Raw genomic sequence first — 18,021 nt, forward strand, 5'->3', positions numbered from 1 at the left:
GCTTGGCCTGCAGCCTCGCTAGACCGGGTCGAACTTGGTGATCAGCCAACTGCCGTCGACTCGGGCCAAACTCACCAGCACGCTGCTGGAAGCCATCGCGGGTTCGGGATTGTCCTTGCTCGTGGTGCTCTGGTCGACCAACACCAGCACGACGGCCGAATTCGGATGCAATTCGGAGACCGCTGCCCCCAACACCCGAGCGCTGGTTTTCAGTGACTTCTGCTTGGCCGCCGGAGCCACAATCTGTTCGGTGAACTGGTTGTAATACGACAGGAAGTCACCGGATAGGTGGGACTTGGCGGCGGCGAAGTCTTTGTCGAGCGAGTCGGGCGAGTAGGACAGCAACGCGACCGTTCCGTCGGACGCCGAATTGACGACCGCGCTCGCGACGCCGGGGTCGGTTTGCTTATCGGGCCGGTACTCCTTGAAGTACAGCCACGTAGCCGTAGCACCGGAGATGAGCAGGAGCAAAATCAGAACGGCGGGAACGACTTTCACCCTACGACGCGCGCGCGCATCGCGTTTGGCCGGTTCAGAAGTGGTGTCGGCATCGCCAACGCGGCGGTCGGCCTCGGTCATGGAACGAACTCCAGTTTGGACATCTTGTATTGCCCGCCATCATCCGTCACGGTCACCTTGAGCCGCCAATTGCGTGGTTCGTCTTTGGCGCCCGCGGCGTTGCTGATCCGCGATGAGGCCGCGACAAGCACCAGCGCGGAATTTCCATCGATGGATTGCACGGCCGCCGCATTCACGGTTCCCTGGGTGACCACTTTGGACTGCTCGACGACGGTGGTGAAATCCTTTGCGCGCTGCTGGAAGTCGTCCCTGAACTGACCGGTCGAGCTGTCGATCACCCGCTGGACGTCCTCCTTGGCCCGATTGAAGTCCATCGAGAACATGTTGACGACGCCCTGTCTGGCCCCGGCGATGAAGTTGGCGGTGCGCTGGTTGCGCTCGGTGGTTTCGTGGCGTTCCCACATCATGTATCCGCTGGCCGCGACGAAGGCGCAGATGAGAACGATGACGGCCGCTTTCCACGTCACGGACAACGATGGCAGCCGCACGCGTCGGCGCGAGCGGGCCGGCTCCGATTCCGACTCCGCGTCTTCGCGGGCTTCGTCGGAGCCTTCTTCCACGGTCTCCGATTCGTCGGCTGCTTCGACGGTGTCGGTGACGTCTTCTTCGGTCGCCGCTTCGGCGGTGTCGGTCGTGGCCTCGTCGGCGTCGTGGGCTTCCGCGGTGGTCGTCGCCGCGGCCTCTTCCTCAGCTTGGGCCTGCGCCGCACGCCGGAGCCGGGCCGCGCGAGCGCGGGCGCGCGCCGCGGCGGCCAGCGCTTCGGCCTCGGCCGCTTCGGCTTCGGCCTCCTCGAGCAACGCCATCGCATCGGCTTTCGATATGGCCGAATCTTGCGCCGGTTCCTTCGCCTCAGCCATCGTGCTTACTGCCTCTCACGCGGCTACCATCGCACGAGCGTGAACGGCCAACTGGCGGTGCCCCCCGGTCCGCCGCCGCAACCCGTGTCGAACGTCGAGTCGACCTGACCCGCCAGCGTCACCGCATCCCACGAGTAAACGTCATGCGAGGGAAAGAACTGGACCACGCAACGCACGCCGTCGGGCACATCAACCGCCATGGTGTAGCGGCCGTTCGAAAGGTGAGCATCTGACTTCCAGAAGGCCGCTTGCCCGTTGGGCTGCGGAATCGCTTGGACTGTTAGGCATTCCGGCCCTTCATCATATCTGCACGGTCGAATCGCGAAAATCCAGCTGTGGCCGGGATCCCGGCTCGTGTCCAACCGGTAGTTGCCGACCTGCATGTCCGCCTGGGCGGTCGGCGTAAGCGTCAGCGCGGCCGTGGCGAGCACAAGGCTCACTGCGAAAGTCTTCACCGATGCGTCTCCCGTCTCTGCGCGCGCGCCTGGCCTGAATATAGAGCGCGGCCTCGCTGAACAGGCGTACTCGGAAAAATTGGAGCGGTCAATGGCCGGCTTTCTCCTGCGTTGCGACGCTGGACCGCGAGCGGCTCAGTCGATGACGGCGGCTTCCTTGCGTTCGGTGATCGGTCTGGCGAGTTCTTGCTCGTCACAAATGCGCTGCAGTTTCTCCAGCGTCTCGTCCAGGCCGGCGCCGATCTTTCGGCCGGGGGTGAACGTGGCCGGCAACTTGCGCATGCCCTGGATGACGCCGATCGTCTCGTAGTGGACGGTGCCCTCGGGGTCGCACCGATAGTCGGGCATCCGATCGAGCACCGCGGTGAGCATGGATTTGAACACGGTGCGCGCCACATTCGAGCCGGCGCACCGATGGATGCCCAGCCCGAAGCTGAAGTGGCGGTTGCCTTTACGGTCCAGCACGATGTCGTCCGGGTCGTGGAACACCGCTGGATCGCGGTTGGCCATCGCCCACGAGATCCACAGCCGCTCGCCCTCCTTGAACTGCGTGCCGTCGAGTTCGACATCATCGGAGAATGTCCGGCCGTCGCCGGGCGCGGGGGTGAAGTAGCGCAGGAATTCCTCGGTGGCGGGGTCGAGCAGCGTTTTGCGCTCGTTGCTGAGCAGTTGCCGCTGCTCGGGATGCTCGGAAAGCCACTCCAACGAGTGGGCGGTCAGGGCTGTCGTGGTGTCGAACCCGCCGCCGATGACCAGGCCGAGGTTGCCCAGAATTTCCAGGTCCGGCGCGGGCTCCCCGTCAATGCGCATCTGCAGCAGGGCATTCACTATGCCCGGCCGCGGATTCTCGCGGATCTCGAGCATGTTGTTCACCATGTCGAGGCCCATCTGCTTGTGCATTTCGGTGACACGCTCGATGTCGGGGGAGTGTTCGGGCGTGTACACCGCGGCGTGAACCGGCTCGCTGTACATGTTCCACTTCTTCAGCGGTATGCCCATCATCGCCAACGTCAGGACGGCCGGCACGATGTTGGCCAGGTCGTCGACGAAATCTATGCTTCCCCCCTCGATCTTTTCGTCGAGGCAGGCGCGCGTCACGTCGTCGATGAACGGCTCCCAGCGCTTGACCGCCGCCGGCGACAGGTAGGGATTGAGCACGGTGCGATAGGTGCGGTGCTCGGGGTCGTCCATCTCCAGGATGCCGCCGCGCACCGCGCTGATCCGGCTGGCGGTGGGGATCGAAATGCCTTTGTAGCCACGGCGTTCGCCATTGATGTCATGATCGTTGGAGACGGCCGGGCAGCGGGCCAGTTCGAAGACCTCGTGGCTGCCCGCCGCGACCCAATGCCCGCCGTAGGTGTCACTCCACGCCATCGGGCACTTGGCGTGCATCTCCTTGGTGATCGAATTGAACTGCGACCGGTACTCCGGGGAATGCCGATCGAAGTGGTACCGGTTCTTTTTGCGGTCGCTGTCGCTGACGACGTCGTCGACACTCAAAGCTCTGTCTCCCTATGTATTTCGTCCGTCAGTACCCGATGCCGGGCTCAGGCGTCGTCGGTGATGACGATGGCCTGTTCCGGGCAGGATTGGGCGGCTTCACGCACCTGGTCCTGTCGGTCTGGGGGCACCACTTCATCGATCGCAGAAGAACTGCCGTCGATGTCGCTGAGCTGAAACGACTCCGGCGCGATCATCGCGCACAGGGTGTGGCCCTGGCATCGTTCTGAATCCACCCGAACCTTCACGGGCTGTCTCCTCTCACCTGATCTGGTTGCCGGGCACCTGACGAATCGCCACTCAGGTGTTGCGACCGCCGTTGACGCCCAAGAGTTGACCGGTGATGTAGCCGGCTTCGTCGGACACCAGAAAAGCGCATGCCGCCGCGATGTCTTCCGGCCTACCCATCCGGCGCACCGGGGTCCGCGCGATGGTCTCGTCAATGTCCCCCAGGAATCCGTTCTTCGCCGCGGCGCGCAGCATCGGGGTGTCGATGAACCCCGGCGGCACGGCGTTGACCGTGATGCCGCTTGGGCCGTACTCGAGCGCCAGCGACTTGGTGAGCCCGTTGACCGCGGACTTGGCCGCCACGTAATGGCTCATGTACGGCGCGCCGGAATGCGTGCTCGACGAAGAGATATTGACGATGCGGCCCCACTTCGCCTCGAGCATGTCGGGCAAGACCGCCTGAATGGTGTGGAAGACGCCGTTGAGGTTGACGTCGATCACCCGCTGCCAGTCCTCGAACGTGATGTTGTTGAAGCGCTTGAATCCGTCCAGCCCCGCGGCGTTGACGAGGACGGTGACCGGCCCCAGCTTCGCGCGGATCCCCGCGAGGGCGGCGTCCACTTGCGACCGGTCGGTGACGTCCGCGGTGAAGGAACGGTCGTTCTCCGACGGCCGGAGGTCGATCGTCGCGACGTCGAGACCGTCGGCGCGCAGCCGTTGCGCGACGGCAAGACCGATGCCGGATCCGCCACCGGTGACCACCGCAGTCTTCACGTTGAGGCCTTTACTCCAAAGGTGACCGTCTCAGTCACAAAGAATCGCGCTTACGATTATGAGAACCCTACTCTCACGCCGGAGTGTGTTGCAACACACCTCGGAAACCCTGTTCGGCCTGCGTCAAACTACTCGGCGCCGCAGCTTTCGGTGTTCGCAGCCCTGGTCAGCGGGCCCCTTCCGTTCCTGAGAGTTTCTTGAATTATCGAGAGCCGAATGTAAGATTCGCCGGGGAAGAGAATGAAATTATCGTGACCGTCACCACTTAGGGAGTACGGAATGCCTGCCCAGGACACGGCAGAGCCCGCCACTGCGACTGCAGCGACCATCGCGGACGCCGCGCCTGGGTCACCCGTCGACCGCCGACTGTTGATCGGCGGCCGGCTGGTCACCACCGACAAATCTTTCCCGTCGATCAATCCCGCCACCGGCGCGGTGATCGGGCATGCTCCGGATGCCGGTGTCGATGAGGCCGAAGCGGCGATCGCGGCGGCCCGCCGTGCCTTCGACACCACCAGTTGGCCCACAGACGTCGAGTTTCGGATCCGCTGCCTCGACCAACTGCATGGGGCGCTGATCGACCACGCCGACGAGTTGCGTGAACTGACCATCGCCGAAGTGGGCGCCACCCGAGCGCTGACCCACGGCGCCCAACTCGACGAGCCGATCGGCATCGTGCACTTCTACGCGGACCTGCTTCGCGGCTACCAGTTCTCCGAAGACCTCGGCGAAAAAGAATCGCGGGGCATGCTCCATCACCGCTGGGTGGAAAAGGAAGCCGCCGGGGTGGTCGCCGCGATCATCGCTTACAACTACCCAAACCAGCTGGCGCTGGCGAAGCTGGCCCCCGCGCTGGCAGCCGGATGCACCGTGGTCCTCAAGGGCGCGCCGGACACCCCGTTGGTCACGCTGGCGCTCGGTGAACTCATCGCCAATCACACCGACATACCGGACGGCGTGGTCAACGTGCTCAGCTCCTGGGGCGCAGAGGCGGGCGAGGCGCTGACCGGCAGTCCCGCCGTCGACGTCGTCACCTTCACCGGGTCAACCGCGGTGGGGCGCAAGATCATGGCCGCCGCGAGCGAAACGGTCAAGCGGGTCTTCCTGGAACTGGGCGGCAAGTCGGCGGCCATCGTGCTCGACGATGCCGACTTCGCCGGCGCGGCCATGTTCGCGGCCTTCAGCATGGTGACCCACGCGGGGCAGGGGTGTGCGCTGACGTCCCGGCTGCTGGTGCCCAAGTCGCATCACGACGAGATCGTCGAGCTGATCGCGCAGAACTTCGCCAAGGTCCGCCACGGCGACCCGGCAGATCCGAAAACCTACATGGGCCCGCTGATCAACGAGCGCCAGCGGGACAAGGTCGACGGCATGGTGCAGCGGGCCGTCGCGGCGGGGGCGACCCTGGTCACCGGTGGCAAGCGGTTGGACCCGGGCTACTTCTATGCGCCGACCCTGCTCACCCACGTCGATCCCGACAGCGAAATCGCGCAGGAGGAGGTCTTCGGGCCGGTGCTCGTCGTGATCGCGTTCGACGATGACGACGACGCGGTGCGCATCGCCAACAACTCGATCTACGGCCTGGCCGGCGCCGTCTTCAGCGGCGACCAGGACCGGGCGCTCGCGGTGGCGCGCCGCATCCGGACCGGCTCCTTCTCGATCAACGGCGGCAACTACTTCGGCGCCGACAGCCCGTTCGGTGGCTTCAAGCAGTCGGGGGTGGGCCGCGAGATGGGTGTGGCCGGTCTGGAGGAATTCTTGGAACGCAAAACTTATGCCACTCCGGCGGTCCAGGGGGCCCCGGCGTGAAGCCGCTCGAGGGCATCCGCGTCCTGGAAGTCGCCATGTACGGGTTCGTCCCGTCGGCGGGTGCGGTGCTCGCCGAATGGGGTGCCGACGTGGTCAAAGTCGAGCACGCGGTCACCGGCGATCCGCAGCGGGGGCTGCGACAGACCGGCATGCTGCGCGTCGAAGGTGACCCGAACCCCAACATCGAGCACGCGAACCGCGGCAAGCGCAGCATCGGGCTGGACATGTCGGTGCCCGAGGGCAAGGAGGTGCTCTACGAGCTGGCCCGCCGAGCCGATGTGTTCCTCACCAGCTTCCTGCCCGGTACCCGCCAGAAGTTCGGGATCGACGTCGACGACATTCGGGCGGTGAACCCGAAAATCATCTACGCGCGCGGGAGCGCGCTCGGCCCGCGGGGCGAAGAGTCGGTCAAGGGCGGCTACGACATGACCGCGTTCTGGTGCCGGGCCGGAACCGCGGCGACCATCACTCCCGCCGGCATGCCGGGAATGATCGCGCCGCCCGGGCCGGCGTACGGCGACACCATCTCCGGCACCAACCTCGCCGGTGGCATCGCGGTGGCGCTGCTCAAACGGGAGCGCACCGGCGAGCCGTCCGTCGTCGACGTGTCGCTGCTCGGGAGCGGCCTTTGGTCAATGGGGCACACGGTCGCGCTGACGAACCACCTGGGCCAGCGGCTCGAAGCGCCCCCGCCCGGTGTACACGGCGCTCCCAACAACCCTCTGGTCGGGCTTTACACCACGTCCGACGGTCGCTATATCTCCTTCGTGATGATGCAACCCACCAAGTTTTGGGCCGACGTCTGCCGGCACGTTTACCTGCCGGAGTTGGCCGACGACCCGCGTTTTGAAACGGTGGATAAGATCGCCGCCAATACAGCGGAGGCGGTGGAGATCCTGACCAAGGTGATCGCAACCCGGACGTTGGAAGAGTGGAGCGAACGCTTCGCCACCCTGGCCGGGCCCTGGGCGCCCGTGCAGGACACCCTGCAAGCCGCCAAAGACGCACAGATCCGGGCCAACGAGTACATCGTGCAGGCGGGTGAACTCGAGTTGGTCGCGAACCCGGTCCAGTTCGACCTCGCGGCCCCACAGACCGGGCCGGCGCCCGGCTTCGCCGAACAGACCGACGACATCTTGATGGAACTCGGACTCGACTGGGACCGAATCATCGAACTCAAGACGGCCGGCGCCGTCACCTAGAGCCGGAGGTTCCCTCGATGTTTGTGCCGACCGTCGTGTCCGTTGCGCCTCAGTCGCTCCGGCTAAGCGGTGTGCTGATGGGTTGTCGGATAACGGTTATGCATTTTCCGTTCCACCCGGACTCGGCATGAGTCATAATCGCCGGACGCTTCAAGACACGGGGCCCCACGTTTTGAAGCGTCTACTCACGCAACAGAATGGAGGGCCTGGCGTGAGGATGGACAGCGCTGTCATGCCCGATGCATATGCCGGATTCCGGCCGCACACAGGGCGTTTCGACGTCTCCAGCACCCCCCCGCGGCCGCCGGTTCAGCCAAATCTACAGCAGTCAGTAGGCGAGAACAAGACTGTCGGTCTCGTAACTCAGGAAAGAGTCTGAGGCCGATGGCAACCAAGGGAGCAGACCACTGGTCAGCGGGATTGCCCCAGCTGAAACTGAAATGGGACATGTCGGGGCCCATGCAGGCGGTCGGAGCCTTGTTTGCGATGTCCGCCGATGCGGTCAAGTTCGCGTTCCGTCGGCCCTTCCAGTGGCGGGAGTTCTTGGAGCAGTCCTGGTTCGTCGCGCGGGTGTCGCTGGCGCCTACCTTGTTGGTAGCCATCCCGTTTACCGTCCTCGTCAGCTTCACGCTCAACATCCTCTTGCGCGAACTGGGCGCGGCGGACCTATCCGGTGCGGGTGCGGCGTTCGGTGCAGTCACCCAGCTCGGACCGCTGGTCACGGTTTTGATCGTGGCGGGCGCGGGTGCTACGGCAATGTGTGCGGACCTGGGAGCACGAACGATTCGTGAAGAAATCGACGCGATGGAGGTGCTGGGCATCAACCCGGTGCAACGGTTGGTCACACCGCGCATGCTGGCTTCCGGATTGGTCGCCTTCTTGCTCAACAGCCTCGTTGTGATCATCGGCGTCCTTGGCGGCTACGTCTTTTCGGTGTTCGTGCAAGACGTCAATCCCGGCGCGTTCGCCGCGGGTATCACGCTGCTCACCGGCGTGCCCGAGGTGATCATTTCGTGCATCAAGGCAGCGCTTTTCGGGCTCATCGCCGGTTTGGTGGCCTGCTATCGGGGGCTGTCGATCACCGGCGGGGGCGCCAAGGCCGTTGGCAACGCGGTGAACGAAACCGTCGTGTATGCCTTCATGTCCTTGTTCGTCGTCAATGTGGTCGTCACCGCGATCGGCATCAAGATGACGGCGAAGTAGGGGCTGTCATGGCGCTGAGGGCTACATATCCGCGACTGGCTCGCCAATTCGAGAGGCCGGTCGCCTTACTGGGGCGCATCGGCGACCACACCCTGTTCTACGGCAAGGCGCTCGCCGGGGTGCCCTTCGCCGCCACCCGCTACACGCGCGAAGTCGTTCGGCTGGTTGCCGAGATCAGCATGGGCGCGGGCACTTTGGCGATGATCGGCGGAACCGTCGTGATCGTCGGCTTCCTGACGCTGGCGGCGGGCGGCACGCTGGCGATTCAGGGCTACACCTCGCTGGGCAACATCGGCATCGAGGCGCTGACGGGCTTCTTGTCCGCGTTCATCAACGTGCGGATCGCGGCACCGGTGGTCGCCGGCATCGGCCTGGCGGCCACCTTCGGCGCCGGGGTGACCGCCCAGCTGGGTGCCATGCGGATCAACGAAGAAGTCGATGCGTTGGAGAGCATGGCCATTCGGCCGGTTGCCTACTTGGTGAGCACCAGGATCCTCGCGGGGATGATGGCTATCACGCCGTTGTACGCCATCGCCGTCATCCTGTCGTTCCTGGCGAGTCAATTCACCACGACGTTCTTGCTTGGCCAGTCACAGGGTCTTTACCAGCACTACTTCAACACGTTCCTAAACCCGATCGACTTGTTGTGGTCGTTCCTGCAGGCCATCCTGATGGCGCTCACCATCTTGCTGATTCACACCTACTACGGTTATTTCGCTTCGGGCGGGCCGGCCGGTGTCGGCAACGCGACGGGTAACGCGGTGCGCACCTCGCTCATCGTCGTGGTGTCGGTAACGCTGTTGGTCTCGCTATCTATCTACGGTACGAACGGCAACTTCAACCTGTCCGGTTAGCTTCAGGAGGTGGAACGGCAGTGACGCAGAGTGTGCCAGCGGGTCGCGGCGCGGTCGGTGGCCGACCCGCGCGCGCCGGCCATGCGCGGCCGCCGGCATCACGGAATTACCTGCCACCCCTGCTCGGACTGATCACCGTCGTCATCATCGGCTTGATTTTCGCCGTGGCGGTGGGTCTGTTTCAGGGCTCCTTCACCGAATCCGTGCCGGTGACCGTGATCTCGCAACGCGCCGGCCTGGTCATGAACCCCGACGCCAAGGTCAAGATGCGCGGCGTGCAGGTAGGCAAGGTCGCTTCGATCGAATCGCTGCCCAACGGCCAAGCGGCCATCCACTTGGCGATGGACCCGTCGCAATTGCACTTCATACCCGGCAATGTGCTCGTCGACATCGCGTCATCGACGGTCTTCGGCGCGAAGTCCGTCCTGCTGGTGGAACCGGCGCAACCCTCGGCCCAGCGGCTGCACGCCGGCCAGACGCTGCAGGGTCAGCACGTCATGGTTGAAATCAACACGGTGTTCCAGCAGTTGGTGTCCGTCCTCGAGCACATCGACCCACCGAAGCTCAACGAGTCACTGGGTGCGCTCGCCCAAGCGTTCAGTGGGCGGGGTCCACAGCTCGGCCAGTCGCTGAGCGACCTGGATTCGTTTCTGGCCAAGCTGGAGCCGAGCCTGCCCGCATTCAGGCATGACCTCTCGGTCTTACCGGTGGTGTCAAACGCCTACGCCGACGCGGCACCGTACCTGTTGAAGACCGCGTCAAATGCGACCCGGATCAGCAAGACGATCGTCGAGGAGCAGCGCAACCTGGATGCATTCTTGATCAGCGCGATCGGCCTGGCCGACATCGGCAACGACGTGTTGTCGACGAACCGACAACGACTGACGGATGTGTTGCATCTGCTGGTGCCGACCACCGATCTGACCAACGTGTACCACGAGGCGCTCACCTGCGGTTTCGGCGGGCTGGTAACGATAGCCCACAGTCCGCCGCTGTCGGAACCGAGCATCAACATCTCGGCAAGCCTCACGTGGGGCGGCGAACGCTACCGGTATCCAACAAACCTTCCCAAGGTTGCGGCAACGGGTGGGCCGAAATGCCTGGGTCTGCCGGTAATTCCGTTCAACTCGGCTCCACCGCAATTCATCACTGATATCGGCGCCGACCCGGTCGGGTACGGAAACCCGCAGCTGCTGATCAACTCCGATCTCCTCAAGCAGCTGTTGTACGGGCCGATCGCCGGGCCGCCACGCAACTCCGCCATGGTTGGGATGCCCGGATGAGAACCCGCGCAACGCTGATCAAGTTCACGATCTTCGCGGTCGTGATGGCGATGCTGACCGCCTTCCTGTTCTTCATCTTCGGCCAGTACCGGACGGGTGCCACAAACGGGTATTCGGCCGTGTTCTCCGACGTTTCGCGTCTCAAGGCGGGGCAGTCGGTGCGGGTCGCGGGTATCCGGGTCGGCACCGTCAATAGTGTTTCGCTGCAGCCGGACAAGAAGGTTGTCGTGAAGTTCGACGCCGACCGCAACGTCGTCCTCACCGAGGGCACCAGGGCGGCGGTGCGCTACCTGAACCTGGTGGGCGATCGCTACCTCGAGCTCGTCGATGGTCCGGGCTCGACCAGGCGCCTGCCGGCCGGCGGTCAGATTCCTGTCAACCGCACAGCGCCGGCGCTCGACCTCGATCTGCTACTCGGCGGACTGAAACCCGTTACCCAGGGCCTGAATGCGCGCGACGTCAACGCGCTGACGTCGGGATTGTTGCAGGTCTTCCAGGGGCAAGGCGGGACTCTCGAATCGCTGTTCGCCAAGACGACGTCGTTTTCAAACGCCTTGGCGGACAACGATCAAACCGTGCAGCAACTGATCGACAACCTCAACATCGTCATCGGCACGATCTCCAAGGACGGTAACCAATTCTCCGGCGCAATCGATCGCCTCGAGCGGCTTGTCAGCGGGCTGTCGGACGACCGCAACACGATCGGCTCCGCCATCGACGCGCTGGACAGGGGAACCGCCTCGCTGGCGGATTTGCTGAGCAACGCGCGGCCGCCGCTGTCCGGCACGATAGACCAGCTGAGTCGGCTGGCGCCGATTCTCGATAACGACAAGGACCGCCTCGACGCCGCGATCGGCAAGGCGCCGAAGAACTACCGCAAGCTGGTCCGACTCGGAGTGAACGGTGCCACAATCCCGTACTACCTGTGCCAGTTGGAGCTGCGGGGCACGGATCTTCAGGGCAAGACGGTAAAAGCTCCCTTTTTCAGGTCAGAAGCTGGAAGGTGCACGGAACCCTGATGCTCAAGTATCGCGGAGCTGGGCTTGTCAAGGCAGGATTGATCGGCGTCGTCCTGGCGGTGATGGTCATCCTCGTGGGCCTGTCGCCCGACCGGTTCATTTCGTGGGCGACGATGGTCAGGTACCAGGCGCTGTTTACCGAAGCCGGCGGCCTTGCGACGGGCAACCCTGTGATCGTGTCGGGCGTGAAGGTCGGCACGGTGTCGGATGTGAAGCTGCGCCACGGCGATGCGCTGGTGACGTTCGCGATGAAGGGCAACATCCTGCTCGGGTCGGAGACCTCCGCGCACATCCGCACCGGCACGCTGCTGGGCGAGCGGATGCTTGCATTGGAGTCCGCGGGCAACGGCACGATGCATCCGATGGCTCTCATTCCCGTGTCGCGCACGTCGTCGCCGTACTCACTGACGGAGGCGGTCAGCGACTTTACGACCGACACCGCCGGAACCAACACCGCGGCGCTGAACCAGTCGTTGGACACGCTCGCTGCGACGCTCGACCAGATCGCGCCACAAATGGGGCCGGCCTTCGACGCGCTCACCCGGTTATCGCGCACCCTCAACAGCCGCAACAAGAGCCTGGGCGAGCTATTCAAGAGCGCCGGCGACGTCACCGGGATCCTTTCCGAGCGCAGCCAGCAGGTCAACAAGCTCATCCTCAATTCCGACTCTCTGCTCCAAGTCCTGGTGGCGCGGCGGCAAGAGATCGTGGACCTGCTGGCAAACACGTCGGTGGTGGCCAAACAGCTGACGGCGTTGGTGCACGAGAACGAAAGCAAACTGGCACCCACGCTGGAGAGGCTGAACAGGGTCCTCGCGATGCTGGAAAAGAACCGCGACAACATCAGCAAGGCGCTGCCGGGTCTGGCGAAATTCGAGATCACGGTTGGTGAGGCGATCTCAAGCATGTATGCATATTCCGCATTCGTCCCGAACTTCCTTGTCCCCCAACTCTTCCAACCGTTCTTCGACTACCTCTGGGGATTCCGCACCTTCGACACTTCTAAGGGCCCCGGCCACCCGTCGCCGGTACCTCGGTCGCTGATCCCCTGGCCGTACAACGGCATTCCGGTGTGTCCTGGCTGCACGTTGGGCGGCAGGATCGGAGGGTCGCAATGATCGCCCGCATGCCCCGCAAAAGGGTGGCCGCACTCGGGGCGGTTGTCCTGGTCTGCCTCATCGCAGCCGGCGCCGCCGTGCTCGTCCGCAATACGTTCTTCGGCCCGAAGACGATTACCGCCTACTTCACCACCGCCACCGCGATCTATCCCCATGACGAGGTTCGGGTATCGGGTGTCAAAGTCGGCAACATCAAATCCATTCAGCCGCAGGGCACACAGGCCAAGATGGTCCTCAAGGTCGACCGCGACGTCCCGATTCCGGCGGACGCGAAGGCGATTATCGTCGCGTCGAATCTGGTGTCGGCCCGCTACGTGCAACTGTCGCCGGCCTATCGGGACAGTGGGCCGGTCATGCACGATGGGGCGGTCATACCGGTCGAACGGACCGCAGTGCCGGTCGAGTGGGATGAGGTCAAGACCCAGTTGATGCGGCTGGCAACGGATTTGGGACCCAAAAGTGGTGTATCCGGCACGTCGGTGGGCCGGTTCATCGACAGCGCTGCGAATGCGCTCGAGGGCAATGGCGACAAGCTGCGGCAGACACTCGGCCAGCTGTCAGGGGTGGGCCGCATCCTGGCCAACGGTAGCGGCAACATCGTCGACATCATCAAGAACCTGCAGACCTTCGTCGGCGCGCTGCGCGACAGCAACGTGCAGATCGTCCAGTTCAACGACCGCCTGGCCACACTCACCAGCGTGGTTGACGACAGCAGGTCCGACCTGGACGCGGCGTTGACCGATCTGTCGACGGCGGTCGGCGAGGTCCAGCGCTTCATCGCCGGGACTCGCAATCAGACCAGCGAGCAGATTGCTCGGTTGGCCGATGTCACACAGGTCTTGGTCGATAAGCACATGGCTCTGGAGAATATCCTGCACACCTCGCCGAACGCGCTCGGCAACTTCTTCAACGACTACAACGCCGACACCGGGACCATTGTGGGCGGGTTTGGGATCATGAACTTCGCGAATCCCACGTTTGGGGGTCAGCTTCTGCTGTCTTTCCCAGGCTGTGACCAAATCGGCGCCATCGAGAACGTCACTGCGGTCGAATCGGGGAAGCTGTGTGCCCTGTTCCTCGGTCCAGGTTTGCGGCTGCTGAACTTCAACAACCTGCCGATTCCCATCAACATCTTCTTGCAGAAGTCCGTGGACCCGTCCAAGATTCTCTACAGCGAACCCCGGCTGGCGCCCGGCGGCGAGGGCCCGAAACCTGGACCACCCGAGATCCCGCCCGCGGTGTCGGCCTACACGGGCTTGCCCGGTGATCCGGTGGGACCGCCCGGGGCGGTGCCGCCGGCGCGGATACCGGGCGCGGCGATGCCGCTGCCGCCCCCGCCGTCCACCCCGGAGCCGCCACCTCCGCCCCCGGCGCAGAGCGCGTCGGGCATGCTGCTACCGGCCGATGGGCCGCAACAATGATCGCGCGGATAGCGGCGCGGAGGGTGTTCGCCATCGGCTGTTGTGTCGTGGTGACGGCGACGGGATGTGCATTCCACGGCCTGAATTCTCTGCCGCTGCCCGGCGCGGTCGGACGCGGGCCGGGGGCCAACATTTACCACGTCGAACTCCCGAATGTCGGCACGATGGAGTCGAATTCGCCGGTGATGATCGACGATGTCGTCGTCGGCAGCGTCGGCACGATGAGAGTGCGAGGCTGGCACGCGGACGTCGAGATCTCAGTGAAACGCGATGTCGTCGTCCCGGCCAACGTGGTGGCCACCGTCGGTCAGACCAGCCTGTTGGGGTCGATGCATGTTGAGCTGAACACCCCCCTCGGCCAACAGGGGAGCGGGCGGCTGCAGCCGGGGGCCACCATCCCGCTGAGTCGGTCATCGGCGTACCCGTCGACAGAACAGACGCTGTCGTCGCTGGGAGCCGTAGTCAATGGCGGGGGACTGGGACAGATCGGTGAGATCATCCACAACTTTTCCGCCGCACTGTCCGGGCGCGAGGGCGCCGTACGTGATCTGCTCACTCGCCTCGACACGTTCGTGGGAACGCTGGACGACCAGAGGGACAACATCGTCCAATCGATCCAGGCGCTGAACCGACTCGCCGGAACATTCGCCGACCAACGCGACGTTCTCACCCAGGCGCTGCAGAAGATTCCGCCCGCTCTCGATGTGCTGATCAAGGAGCGGCCGCGGCTCACGGCCGCGCTGGACAAACTTCGCGTCTTCAGCAACACCGCCACCCGGTTGATCAACGACTCGCAGGCCGACCTGGTCACGAATCTCAAAAACCTGGAGCCGACGATCCGGGCGCTCGCCGACGTCGGGCCCGAGTTCGGCACTGCGATCGCGGCTGGGTTCGTGTTCCCGTTCACCCAGAACTTCGTCGACCGAGCGGTCCGGGGCGACTACTTCAACCTGCACGTCGATTTGGACCTGTCGATTCCACGGCTCAAGCGGGGACTGATGCTGGGGACCCATTGGGGGCAGCTCGACCAGCCGGAGCCGCCGGCACCCGGGGAGCCGTATTACCTTCAATACACCCACGATCCGATGCATGACCCCCTGCGGCCACCGTGGGTCGACGCCGCGAGCCTTCCTCCGCTGCCCGGGCCTCCGCCGGTTGCGGCCCCGTTGCCCGGCCCGCCGCCGACTGCGGCACCGCTGCCCGGGCCTCCGCCTGCTGCGACTCCGCCGGCCGACGCGGGTCTAGGTCAAACGGCGCCGCCCGCGGAGGCGCCTGGAACGGGAGCGGGTGGATAGATGCTGACGCGCTTCGTTCGGATCCAGCTGGCGGTTTTCGCGATCGCCGGAACCATCGGCGTGATCGCGATGGTCCTCTTCTACATCCAGGCGCCGACCCTGCTCGGCATCGGTCGGATGACGGTGACGCTGGAGCTGCCAGCCACCGGTGGCCTGTACCGGTTCTCCAACGTGACCTACCGTGGGGTTCAGCTCGGTAAGGTCACCTCGGTGGGTTTGACCCCGACCGGCGCGAAAGCGACGCTGTCGCTTAGTACTTCGCCGAAGGTCCCCGCCGACTTGACAGCGAAGGTGCTCAGTGTGTCCGCGGTGGGTGAACAGTACGTGGACTTGCAGCCCAAAACCGATTCGCCGCCCTACCTGCACGACGGCTCGGTAATCTCCGCGCACAACACGACGATTCCGCAGCCGGTCGGACCGATGCTCGATCAGCTCAATGCCTTGGTCCAGAGCATCCCGAAGACCAAACTGGGCCAATTGCTCGACGAGTCCTTCAAGGGCTTCAATGGCGCCGGTTACGACCTGGGATCACTAATCGATTCCTCACAGACCATTTCCCGCGACGCCAACGGCGTCGTCGATCGCACCCGAGCCCTCACCGAAGACACCGGGCCGCTGTTGGATACCCAAGCACAGACCGCCGATTCGATCAGAACGTGGGCACGTAGCCTCGCCGGCATCTCGGATGTGCTGGTGAACGACGATTCCCACTTCCGCATCATCCTCGAAAAGGGCCCTGAGGCTTTAAACGAAGCGTCCCGGCTTTTCGAACAAATCAAACCGACGCTGCCGGTGTTGCTCGCCAACCTGACCACCATCGGGCAGATCGCCGTCACCTACCACCCTTCGCTGGAGCAGCTGCTGGTGTTGCTGCCGTCGGCGGTTGCTATCGAGCAGGCTGCTTCCCCCACCAATGATCCCGACGGTCTGGCCAAGGGTGACTTCGCGCTCACGATCGACGATCCGCCGATTTGCACCGTCGGCTTCATGCCGCCCAACACGTGGCGATCCCCGGACGACCTCAGCGACATCGACACACCGGACGGGTTGTATTGCAAACTCCCGCAGGATTCACCGCTTTCAGTCCGCGGTGCCCGCAACTATCCCTGCATGGGTCACCCGGGCAAGCGCGCGCCCACGGTCGAAATCTGCAACAGCGATAAGCCGTACATGCCGCTGGCGATGCGCCAGCACGTCCTCGGTCCTTACCCATTGGACCCGAATCTGCTCGCCCAGGGCGTTCCGCCCGATGACCGGATCACCTCCAACGACAGAATCTTCGCCCCGGTCGAGGGAACACCGCTGCCGCCGGGGGCGGTGCCGCGCGGAACACCGGCGGGGCCGCGCGGAGAGAACCCGCCACCGGGCACTATTGGAGCGGCCGTACCGCCCGTGCCGTCGTCGGGACCACCTCCGCTGGCGCCCATGTCGAGAATGTCGGCTGACCTTCCGCCCATAGCGCCACTCGACGTCCCTGCACCGGGAGAAATTCCCCCGCCGCCCGCCGCGCCCGCTCCTCCCGATGCCGCACCGCCCGACACCCTCGGCGGCGCAGGGCCCCAGGCCGCGCCCAGCGCATTCGGGAGCGGGGCCGGTAAGCCGGTGCCCTCGGTCACCATCGCGCGGTACGACCCGCATACGGGTCGTTATATCGGTCCGGACGGGAAGATGTACCAGCAATCGGATCTCGTTGCCCCGAAAGCGCCCAAGACATGGCAGGACATGCTTCCCACCTGAAGCCGCCCCGCGACGATGTAGGCCGCGCAGCGGTCTGAAAAGCAGTCGGACAGGGAGCGAACGCCCGGTCAGCTCAGCTGGTCCAGGCGCAACGGCATCGTGATATCAAGCCACTGATTTTGGCCGCAGGCACCAGACGGGCCGACCGTCTTGTCCTTCCCAGCGTAGGTCGATGACCCGAGTTGATATCCGCCGTATTGGTTCACTGGATAGAAAAAGAACGTTTGCTGCCCGGGGAACGCGTTACCGTCCTCGCACCGCTCCCAGTTGGGCACCTCGCGCTTGACCTTCCACATCTCCCCGTCATTCATAAACAGGGGCGCGCTCCATCCCTGGTCGCTGGTCACCGTGCCGTGGCACTCCTGAAACGTGACGCACGTCGAGCTGATCGTCCATGTCTGGACGACCGTCGGCTCGCCGAAGTACTGATCATTCCTCTGGGCCCAATCGCCGATGGACGTGGCGCGGAACGTCCCGTTGACGGCCACTTCTTCCTTGGTTGTCGCCCGCGCAGTCGATGCCGTGCCCAAACCGCCGAATACGGTCGCGGCGACCAGCGTTGCGGTGGTGAGTGTTCGAACTGATCGCATCAGGTGCTCCTCGACCCGCTTCAATTAACCGACATTTAATGCGGTATCAACGCGGCTTTTCGTGCAATGAGATTAACACCGCTTCGGCCCCGGCAAA

17 protein-coding genes are annotated in these 18,021 nt (G+C 64.3%); 10 read left to right on the plus strand and 7 right to left on the minus strand.

Features of this window, described 5'->3' with window-relative positions:
* Positions 1-18: 18 nt before the first annotated feature.
* The 6 genes from A5678_RS03885 to A5678_RS03910 all read right to left on the minus strand — a co-directional run bounded on the left by A5678_RS03885 (position 19) and on the right by A5678_RS03910 (position 4,393).
* Positions 19-579, minus strand: a complete 561-nt coding sequence (locus A5678_RS03885) for a hypothetical protein (protein WP_068038642.1) — start codon at positions 577-579, stop codon at positions 19-21.
* Entirely contained in the window at positions 576-1,436 is an 861-nt protein-coding gene (locus tag A5678_RS03890; RefSeq protein ID WP_068038645.1) for a hypothetical protein, read from the minus strand. Before A5678_RS03890 ends, A5678_RS03885 begins: the two co-directional genes overlap by 4 nt.
* 23 nt (positions 1,437-1,459) lie before the next feature.
* Positions 1,460-1,876, minus strand: coding sequence for a hypothetical protein (locus A5678_RS03895; protein ID WP_068038648.1), 417 nt, complete (start codon positions 1,874-1,876; stop codon positions 1,460-1,462).
* A 150-nt stretch (positions 1,877-2,026) separates the two neighbouring features.
* Positions 2,027-3,391, minus strand: a complete 1,365-nt coding sequence (locus A5678_RS03900; protein ID WP_068038652.1) for a cytochrome P450 — start codon at positions 3,389-3,391, stop codon at positions 2,027-2,029.
* Positions 3,392-3,438: 47 nt separating this feature from the next.
* Positions 3,439-3,639 (minus strand): ferredoxin, encoded by a 201-nt coding sequence (locus A5678_RS03905; protein ID WP_068038655.1) that lies wholly within the window; start codon positions 3,637-3,639, stop codon positions 3,439-3,441.
* 52 nt (positions 3,640-3,691) lie between these two features.
* Entirely contained in the window at positions 3,692-4,393 is a 702-nt protein-coding gene (locus A5678_RS03910) for an SDR family NAD(P)-dependent oxidoreductase (protein WP_068038658.1), read from the minus strand.
* Positions 4,394-4,672: 279 nt separating this feature from the next.
* On the opposite strand from A5678_RS03910, the gene A5678_RS03915 reads away from it, so the two are divergent.
* The 10 genes from A5678_RS03915 (at position 4,673) to A5678_RS03960 (ending at position 17,334) form a co-directional block, all read left to right on the plus strand.
* On the plus strand, positions 4,673-6,202 hold the full coding sequence (locus tag A5678_RS03915) for an aldehyde dehydrogenase family protein (protein WP_068038661.1): 1,530 nt from the start codon (positions 4,673-4,675) through the stop codon (positions 6,200-6,202).
* On the plus strand, positions 6,199-7,404 hold the full coding sequence (locus A5678_RS03920) for a CaiB/BaiF CoA-transferase family protein (RefSeq protein WP_068038664.1): 1,206 nt from the start codon (positions 6,199-6,201) through the stop codon (positions 7,402-7,404). The genes A5678_RS03915 and A5678_RS03920 overlap by 4 nt, the downstream gene beginning before the upstream one ends.
* A gap of 384 nt (positions 7,405-7,788) precedes the next feature.
* Complete coding sequence (locus A5678_RS03925; RefSeq protein WP_068038667.1) at positions 7,789-8,607, plus strand: ABC transporter permease; 819 nt, start codon at positions 7,789-7,791, stop codon at positions 8,605-8,607.
* 8 nt (positions 8,608-8,615) lie between these two features.
* On the plus strand, positions 8,616-9,461 hold the full coding sequence (locus A5678_RS03930) for an ABC transporter permease (RefSeq protein ID WP_068038670.1): 846 nt from the start codon (positions 8,616-8,618) through the stop codon (positions 9,459-9,461).
* 20 nt (positions 9,462-9,481) lie between these two features.
* Positions 9,482-10,744 carry an MCE family protein gene (locus A5678_RS03935; protein WP_068038673.1) on the plus strand — a complete coding sequence of 421 codons (1,263 nt, stop codon included), beginning with the start codon at positions 9,482-9,484 and terminating at the stop codon, positions 10,742-10,744.
* Entirely contained in the window at positions 10,741-11,763 is a 1,023-nt protein-coding gene (locus A5678_RS03940) for an MCE family protein (RefSeq protein WP_068038676.1), read from the plus strand. Before A5678_RS03935 ends, A5678_RS03940 begins: the two co-directional genes overlap by 4 nt.
* Complete coding sequence (locus A5678_RS03945) at positions 11,763-12,881, plus strand: MCE family protein (protein WP_068038845.1); 1,119 nt, start codon at positions 11,763-11,765, stop codon at positions 12,879-12,881. The genes A5678_RS03940 and A5678_RS03945 overlap by 1 nt, the downstream gene beginning before the upstream one ends.
* Positions 12,878-14,302, plus strand: coding sequence for an MCE family protein (locus A5678_RS03950; RefSeq protein WP_068038679.1), 1,425 nt, complete (start codon positions 12,878-12,880; stop codon positions 14,300-14,302). Before A5678_RS03945 ends, A5678_RS03950 begins: the two co-directional genes overlap by 4 nt.
* Positions 14,299-15,597, plus strand: a complete 1,299-nt coding sequence (locus tag A5678_RS03955; RefSeq protein ID WP_068038682.1) for an MCE family protein — start codon at positions 14,299-14,301, stop codon at positions 15,595-15,597. Before A5678_RS03950 ends, A5678_RS03955 begins: the two co-directional genes overlap by 4 nt.
* The gene (locus A5678_RS03960; RefSeq protein WP_068038685.1) at positions 15,598-17,334 is read left to right on the plus strand and encodes an MCE family protein; all 1,737 of its coding nucleotides are present in this window, start codon (positions 15,598-15,600) and stop codon (positions 17,332-17,334) included.
* 68 nt (positions 17,335-17,402) lie between these two features.
* Here A5678_RS03960 and A5678_RS03965 read toward each other — a convergent pair whose 3' ends face one another.
* Positions 17,403-17,924, minus strand: coding sequence for a hypothetical protein (locus tag A5678_RS03965; protein WP_068038847.1), 522 nt, complete (start codon positions 17,922-17,924; stop codon positions 17,403-17,405).
* Positions 17,925-18,021 lie beyond the last annotated feature (97 nt).

Source organism: Mycobacterium sp. E2733, from assembly GCF_001667585.1.
Classification (GTDB): Bacteria; Actinomycetota; Actinomycetes; order Mycobacteriales; family Mycobacteriaceae; genus Mycobacterium.

Coding starts and splice junctions, on each gene's coding strand:
- A5678_RS03890 (WP_068038645.1), bottom strand. CDS start 1,436: ATGGCTGAGGCGAAGGAACCGGCGCAAGATTCGGCCATATCGAAAGCC.
- A5678_RS03945 (WP_068038845.1), top strand. CDS start 11,763: ATGCTCAAGTATCGCGGAGCTGGGCTTGTCAAGGCAGGATTGATCGGC.
- A5678_RS03885 (WP_068038642.1), bottom strand. CDS start 579: ATGACCGAGGCCGACCGCCGCGTTGGCGATGCCGACACCACTTCTGAA.
- A5678_RS03965 (WP_068038847.1), bottom strand. CDS start 17,924: ATGCGATCAGTTCGAACACTCACCACCGCAACGCTGGTCGCCGCGACC.
- A5678_RS03955 (WP_068038682.1), top strand. CDS start 14,299: ATGATCGCGCGGATAGCGGCGCGGAGGGTGTTCGCCATCGGCTGTTGT.
- A5678_RS03925 (WP_068038667.1), top strand. CDS start 7,789: ATGGCAACCAAGGGAGCAGACCACTGGTCAGCGGGATTGCCCCAGCTG.
- A5678_RS03940 (WP_068038676.1), top strand. CDS start 10,741: ATGAGAACCCGCGCAACGCTGATCAAGTTCACGATCTTCGCGGTCGTG.
- A5678_RS03930 (WP_068038670.1), top strand. CDS start 8,616: ATGGCGCTGAGGGCTACATATCCGCGACTGGCTCGCCAATTCGAGAGG.
- A5678_RS03915 (WP_068038661.1), top strand. CDS start 4,673: ATGCCTGCCCAGGACACGGCAGAGCCCGCCACTGCGACTGCAGCGACC.
- A5678_RS03950 (WP_068038679.1), top strand. CDS start 12,878: ATGATCGCCCGCATGCCCCGCAAAAGGGTGGCCGCACTCGGGGCGGTT.
- A5678_RS03960 (WP_068038685.1), top strand. CDS start 15,598: ATGCTGACGCGCTTCGTTCGGATCCAGCTGGCGGTTTTCGCGATCGCC.